The 6,653-nt window shown below is 42.2% G+C and carries 7 protein-coding genes; 6 read left to right on the top strand and 1 reads right to left on the bottom strand.

Translation table 11 applies throughout. The features are described from left to right. Nucleotides 1-62 precede the first annotated feature (62 nt). The 5 genes from SANK73390_RS21330 to SANK73390_RS21310 are packed head-to-tail and all read left to right on the top strand — an operon-like array spanning nt 63 to nt 4,812. A complete protein-coding gene (locus tag SANK73390_RS21330) occupies nt 63-1,220 on the top strand; it encodes an acyl-CoA dehydrogenase family protein (protein ID WP_261626609.1) in 1,158 nt (385 codons plus the stop codon). A gap of 10 nt (nt 1,221-1,230) precedes the next feature. Continuing rightward, nucleotides 1,231-2,007: an enoyl-CoA hydratase gene (locus tag SANK73390_RS21325; RefSeq protein ID WP_462768321.1), complete on the top strand. Its 777-nt coding sequence runs from the start codon at nt 1,231-1,233 to the stop codon at nt 2,005-2,007. Further along, entirely contained in the window at nt 2,007-3,146 is a 1,140-nt protein-coding gene (locus tag SANK73390_RS21320) for an enoyl-CoA hydratase/isomerase family protein (RefSeq protein ID WP_462768320.1), read from the top strand. The genes SANK73390_RS21325 and SANK73390_RS21320 overlap by 1 nt, the downstream gene beginning before the upstream one ends. Nucleotides 3,147-3,157: 11 nt before the next feature. Next, on the top strand, nt 3,158-4,045 hold the full coding sequence (mmsB, locus tag SANK73390_RS21315) for a 3-hydroxyisobutyrate dehydrogenase (protein WP_462768319.1): 888 nt from the start codon (nt 3,158-3,160) through the stop codon (nt 4,043-4,045). Nucleotides 4,046-4,050: 5 nt separating this feature from the next. Then, nucleotides 4,051-4,812, top strand: a complete 762-nt coding sequence (locus SANK73390_RS21310; RefSeq protein WP_462768318.1) for an SDR family oxidoreductase — start codon at nt 4,051-4,053, stop codon at nt 4,810-4,812. Nucleotides 4,813-4,865: 53 nt separating this feature from the next. Here the strand turns inward: SANK73390_RS21310 and SANK73390_RS21305 are convergent, their stop codons facing one another. Further along, the gene (locus SANK73390_RS21305) at nt 4,866-5,822 is read right to left on the bottom strand and encodes an integron integrase (RefSeq protein WP_462768317.1); all 957 of its coding nucleotides are present in this window, start codon (nt 5,820-5,822) and stop codon (nt 4,866-4,868) included. Nucleotides 5,823-6,165: 343 nt separating this feature from the next. Between SANK73390_RS21305 and SANK73390_RS21300 the strand changes: the two genes are divergently transcribed. Next, a complete protein-coding gene (locus SANK73390_RS21300) occupies nt 6,166-6,561 on the top strand; it encodes a hypothetical protein (RefSeq protein ID WP_462768316.1) in 396 nt (131 codons plus the stop codon). Nucleotides 6,562-6,653: the final 92 nt, after the last annotated feature.

Below are 6,653 nucleotides of genomic sequence, written 5' to 3'. Positions count from 1 at the left end.
CAATAATTATTAACTAAGCCAGCGTTTATCTGGCTTAGTCATCAACACAACAAGAGGTCTTTATGGACTTTAACCTTAACGAAGATCAACAGGCATTTGCCGAAACCGCGTATCAATTTGCAATGAGTGAGCTGGCTCCTAATGCTGCATTATGGGATCGCGAACATATTTTTCCTAAAGATGTGATTAAAAAAGCTGGAGAGCTTGGCTTTTGTGGTTTGTACACACCAGAAGAGGCGGGTGGCCTTGGTTTATCACGTTTAGACTCAAGTATTATTTTTGAGCAACTATCGATGGGTTGTACAGCAACCACTGCTATGTTAACCATTCATAATATGGCCACTTGGATGATTGCAAGCTTTGGTACTGATGCAATAAAAAGTGCATACATTGACCAGTTGGTAATGGGTGAGTTGCTTGCATCTTATTGTTTAACTGAGCCGGGTTCTGGCTCAGATGCGGCATCACTAAAAACTAAAGCCGTGAAAGAAGGTGATGAGTACGTACTAAACGGCTCAAAAATGTTTATCTCTGGTGCAGGTGAAACAGAGGTGCTGGTGGTGATGGCACGCACAGGTGAAGCAGGCCCGAAAGGTATTTCTGCATTTGTTGTACCGGCTGACGCAGCTGGTGTAGTGTACGGCAAAGCAGAAGAAAAAATGGGTTGGAATGCACAACCTACACGTTTGGTAACCCTTGAAAACGTAAGAATTTCAGCTGAACATTTACTTGGTCAAGAGGGTGAAGGTTTTAAATTTGCTATGCAAGGCCTTGATGGTGGTCGTATCAACATTGCAACTTGCTCAATTGGTACCGCGCAACAAGCGTTAAATACCGCGAAGCAATATATGCAAGAGCGTGAGCAATTTGGTAAACCATTAGCAGCATTTCAAGCGTTGCAATTTAAGATTGCCGATATGAACACAGAACTTGTAGCTGCACGCCAAATGGTGCGTTTAGCGGCGTTTAAACTAGATACAAATGATGCAGAGAAAACCACTTACTGTGCCATGGCAAAACGTTTTGCCACCGATGTAGGCTTTAAAGTGTGTGACGATGCGCTGCAAATTCATGGCGGCTACGGTTATATTAAAGAATACCCATTAGAGCGTCATGTACGCGATGTTCGCGTACATCAAATTTTGGAAGGTACTAACGAAATCATGCGTGTGATCATCGCACGTCGTATTTTAGCCGAAGGCGCAGCAAGCGTTTTATAAGGAGCACATCATGAGCGCACAACTTAAACTAGAAAAACAAGGTAACACCGCGGTTATTACTATGAGCAATCCACCGGCAAACACGTGGACGCGTGACACATTAGTGGGTTTAAAAGAGCTGGTTAACGAGCTAAACGCAGATAAAAATATCTACGCGTTAGTGATCACAGGTGAAGGTGAGAAGTTCTTCTCAGCAGGTGCTGATTTAAACGTGTTTGCCAGCGGCGATAAAGGTATTGCGGCCGACATGTCACGAGTATTTGGTGAAGCATTTGAAACCTTAAGCGACTTTAGAGGCGTATCGATTGCGGCTATTAACGGCTTTGCAATGGGTGGTGGTTTAGAGGTAGCACTTGCCTGTGATATTCGTATAGCTGAATCGCAAGCACAAATGGCTCTACCTGAAGCTAAAGTTGGTTTATTACCGTGTGCCGGTGGTACGCAAAACCTGTCGTGGTTGGTAGGCGAAGGCTGGGCAAAACGTATGATTTTATGTGGTGAGCGCCTAAAAGCAGAAAAAGCACAGCAAATTGGCCTAGTAGAAGAAGTAGTTACAACCGGTGAAGGTTTAAATGCAGCCTTAGCACTTGCAGAAAAAGTAGGTGAGCAAAGCCCTGTAGCGGTAACTGCGTGTAAAGCGTTAATTCAAAAAGGTCGCACTGGCACCATTAATAGTGCGCTGCCATTAGAGCGCGAATTATTTGTTACTTTGTTTGATACGCAAGACCAGAAAGAAGGCGTTAATGCATTTTTAGAAAAGCGTAAAGCGAATTGGGTGAATGGTTAATGGCTAAGTTACAGTTACTCAATCAAGCTGATGCGCCAGTGGTATTTGAGTTGGCGCACTGTGATAACGAGATGCAGGTAGCATTTGCTACGTTAAATGTACCTAAAGCGTTAAACGCTTTGAATTTAGATATGATCCATTTGCTATCAACACAACTAGACGCTTGGGCTAAAGACGACCAAGTGGCTATGGTAGTGCTAAAAGGTGAAGGTGAAAAAGCCTTTTGTGCCGGTGGTGATGTAGTTAGTTTATATAAAGCTATGGCCGCAAATGACGGCAACGACCATTTACAAACCTTCTTTGCGCAAGAATATCGATTAGATTATAAAATTCATACTTATAACAAGCCAATTTTACTTTGGGGTAATGGTATTGTAATGGGTGGAGGTTTAGGCCTAATGGCCGGTGCTAGTCATAAAGTGGTGACTGAATCGGCGCGTATTGCAATGCCTGAAATTACCATAGGCTTATACCCAGATGTAGGCGGTAGTTACTTTTTGAATAAAATGCCTGAAGGTGTTGGATTATTTTTAGGGCTTACTGGTGCGTCGATTAATGCCAGTGATGCACGTTATACTGGGCTTGCTGATCACTTTATGGATGCGGATAAATACGGTGAATTGTTGGCAGCACTATTGGGTATTAACTGGGATGAAGCCAGTAGTTTAAACCATGAAAAGCTAACCGAAGCGCTAACAGAGTTTGATAAAAACTCAGCTCAGCCACCAAAAAGCGAGCTTAAAGCACTTCAGCCACAACTAACAGAGCTTAATACATTAACGGGTATACAGGCTCAAGTTGACTACATTTTGGCGTTGCCAAGTGACGACAACAAATGGTTGGCTCGTGCACAAAAATCACTAAAACATGGTTCAGCACTGAGCGCGGTATTAGTGAGTGAGCAACTAAAAGCGGGCAAAAATAAAAGCCTAAAAGAATGCTTTATGTTTGAACTGGGTATGAGTGTACAAGCGGGGTTATCTGGTGAGTTTCAAGAAGGTGTTCGGGCTTTGTTAATTGATAAAGATGGCGCACCTCAGTGGCAGTTTAGCTCAGTGAGTGACGTAACCGCCAGTGCAATTACCCCATTTTTAACGCCTAAGTGGGATGATGCAACACACCCATTGGCGGATATGTAAGGATAAGAATTATGGCAAACATTGGATTTATTGGCTTAGGCAATATGGGTGGCCCGATGGCCAGCAATTTACTTAAAGCAGGCCACTCGGTAACCGTATTTGATTTAAGCGAAGAAGCTGTGGCTGAGCTAAGCATACAAGGCGCTAAGGCTGCAAGCAGCGTTGAGCAAGTATGTGACAACGCTGAATTTGTAGTAAGTATGCTACCTGCTGGCAAACATGTACGCATGATTTATTGTGGGGAAAATGGCCTGATCAATCACTTAAACAAGTCAACGCTGGTGATCGATTGCTCAACCATTGATGCTGAGTCGGCACAGTTTGTTGGTAATGAGCTTGCCAAAGCAGGCATTAGCTTTGTTGATGCGCCTGTTTCAGGCGGGGTAGCAGGTGCAGCAGCAGGTACACTCACCTTTATAGTGGGCGGCACTGATGCCGACTTTAACCGTGCCAATAGTATATTAACCGATATGGGTAAAAATATATTCCATGCGGGTAATATTGGTGCAGGCCAAGTGGCTAAAATTTGTAACAACATGCTGCTAAGCATTTTAATGGCAGGCACCAGTGAAGCACTGCAAATGGGTATTGACCATGGTTTAGACCCTAAAGTACTGAGCGAAATTATGGTCAATAGCTCGGGTCGTAACTGGACATTAGAGCTGTATAACCCATGCCCAGATGTGCAAGAAAATGTGCCAAGCACCAATGGCTATAAGCCGGGCTTTATGGTTGATTTAATGGCCAAAGACCTAGGGTTAGCACAGCAAGCGGCTCAGCAAACTAACTCAGCAACACCTCTAGGTGCCATGGCTAAAAACCTCTACAACCTAATGCAAAACCAAGGTAAAGGTGCTGAAGATTTTAGTGCAATTTTTAAATTATATAGTGAAAAGTAACCCCTATGGATATCAAAAATAAAACCGTAGTGATCACCGGAGGCGCGCAAGGTTTAGGCTTTGCGATGGCCACAGAAATGGCAACACAAGGCGCAAACCTTGCTTTGATTGACATGCAAGAAGAGGTATTAGCAACTGCTAAAGCTGAATTAAGCAAGCTGGGTACGCAGGTAAACACCTATGTTGCCAATGTAAGTGTTGAAAGCGAAGTTGAAGCGGTATTTAACGCCATTGAGGCTGATTGCGGCAATATTACTGTGCTGATTAATAATGCTGGTATTTTACGTGACGGTTTATTACTCAAAGCTAAAGAAGGCAAAGTAATAGACAAAATGGCATTATCACAATTTCAATCTGTGATTGACGTGAACCTAACTGGCGTATTTTTGTGCGGCCGAGAAGCCGCAGTTAAAATGGTTGAAGCAGGTGAAGGTGGTGTAATTATTAATATGTCCAGCGTAGCGCGCTCAGGGAATATGGGGCAAACCAATTATTCAGCGGCAAAATCAGGCGTTGTGGCTATGACTACCAGCTGGGCTAAAGAGCTAGGCCGTTTTGGTATTCGAGTAGGTGCCATTGCACCGGGTGTTATTCGCACGACCATGACAGATGCAATGAAGCCCGAAGCTAAAGAGCGTTTAGTAAAAATGAAGCCAGTAGGGCGCTTGGGTGAAGCACAAGAGATTGCCCATACCGCTAAGTACATTATCGAAAACGACTTTTTTACAGGCCGTGTGGTAGAGATTGATGGCGGTATTCGCTTGTAATTAAGCATTAAAGTAGTATTTGAAAAGGCATGTATTTTTGGTACATGCCTTTTTTATTTGTCGATAGGGCTGCTTGTATAAGCAAATGTATCACCAATTACATGGGTGTAGATTTGTGTAGTTTTAACATCTTCATGCCCAAGCAACGTTTGTACAGTGCGTATATCTGAACCAGCTCGCAGCAATTCAGTCGCGAATGAATGCCTGAAAGTATGCGCTTTTACTCGTTTACATATATCCGTTTTTAATAAGGCTTTTCGCAGTGCTTTACGGAAGGTTGTTTCATGTAAGTGGTGGCGACATATATAGCTATCATACGGATGTACACATCGTGTGCTTGAAGGAAACAAATATTGCCACGCAAAATCTTTTACAGCGTGCCTATACTTTCTAACAAGAGATGGTGGTAAAGACGCCATGCCAAAGCCTTCGTTTAGGTCATGCTTATGTAATAGTTTTACCTTTTCTATTTGTTGCTGCAATGGCTGATACAAACTTTTTGGTAGTAGCGTGTAGCGGTCTTTTTTACCCTTGCCTCTAAACACAAAAATTGTACCTTGATTAAAATCTATGTCTTTGACTCTAAGTGATAGCGCTTCATTTATGCGCAAACCGCTACCGTATAGCATGTTCGCGATGAGTGCATATTTGCCTTGCAAGTGGCTTATTATTTGCGTCGCTTCATTATGTGTTAGTACGGTAGGCAGTGCTCTTTCTACTTGGCTAGATGAGTAATTTAACCCCTTAATTTCTCGCTTTATGATATAGCGATATAAAAATATGATGGCGCACAGCGCGAGGTTTTGAGTTGCAGCACTGACAAGCCTGTTGCAAGCTAAATGATTAAGAAAACGCTCAATCTCAATGTTACCCATTCTTTCAGGGTGGCGTTTATCATTAAACAAAATAAACCGTTTGATCCAATGTAGATAAGCTTTCTCCGTTTTCAAACTATAACGACGAGTTCTAAGCTCAACACGCACAGACTCCAAAAAAGGTGACTTGTTCATAGTAAATCCATTTACTGTGGTTTTGTACAGGTATAATTTAAGGCACCAAATTTTGCAACTAGCGGCCCCGTTAATGTTTGTTCCTGTTGTTCGCCTGAAGCCCCAAAAACTTATCTATTTACTTGATTATATAGAAGTTTAATTTTATTAGGTAAATTTGCTTATTCTCGTTTAAGTAGATTCTCGTTTTTATCCGAGTGGGTTGTTAATTTTTTGAGGACAAAACCAACGCTAACATGCTAATATTTATACCAATTAAATTATGATATTGGCGAAAGAACAGCTTAGTGTGTAGAACATTAACGCGAATTCACGCTAATATACTGTTATGTGACTCTGAACTATGGATGATGAATCGACAAAATTGGGAATCGAAAAGCAGTTTAAAGAGGCTCTTCAAGCATTAGCCATAGATGCGCATTCGCAAGTCGAGTGCACCTCTCCTGGTGATGTACCCATTGAGTTATGCGAGGACTACCTACTATGGAATGAGTCGTACGTTAAACTTTTCTTTAATGAAATTTCTCTGAATGCTGTTGAGTTAATTCAAGAGTTAAAGGTGTTAGTCGATGAATTACCTGATATTGCGTTTCAAGATACTAATCTAGACTCTGTGTTACGGCCTGAGTGGGAGCCACTTCGAGTAAAAGCTACGCAACTTTTAGCTTTGTTAAATTGGCCAGTAGAATCACCTTCGAGCTTTTATAGTCTCGGTAACGGTGTGTATAAACGTGATTAGTCACATAACAAGGCAATCAAGCAGGAAAATTTACAGTTGGCTGTTTTCACTGCGTTCAACATTTTAGCCAACTGCAAATTTCCTCTTATTGA

It is taken from the genome of Pseudoalteromonas sp. SANK 73390, assembly GCF_054966645.1.
This window is presented reverse-complemented; position numbering and strand designations above follow the sequence as displayed.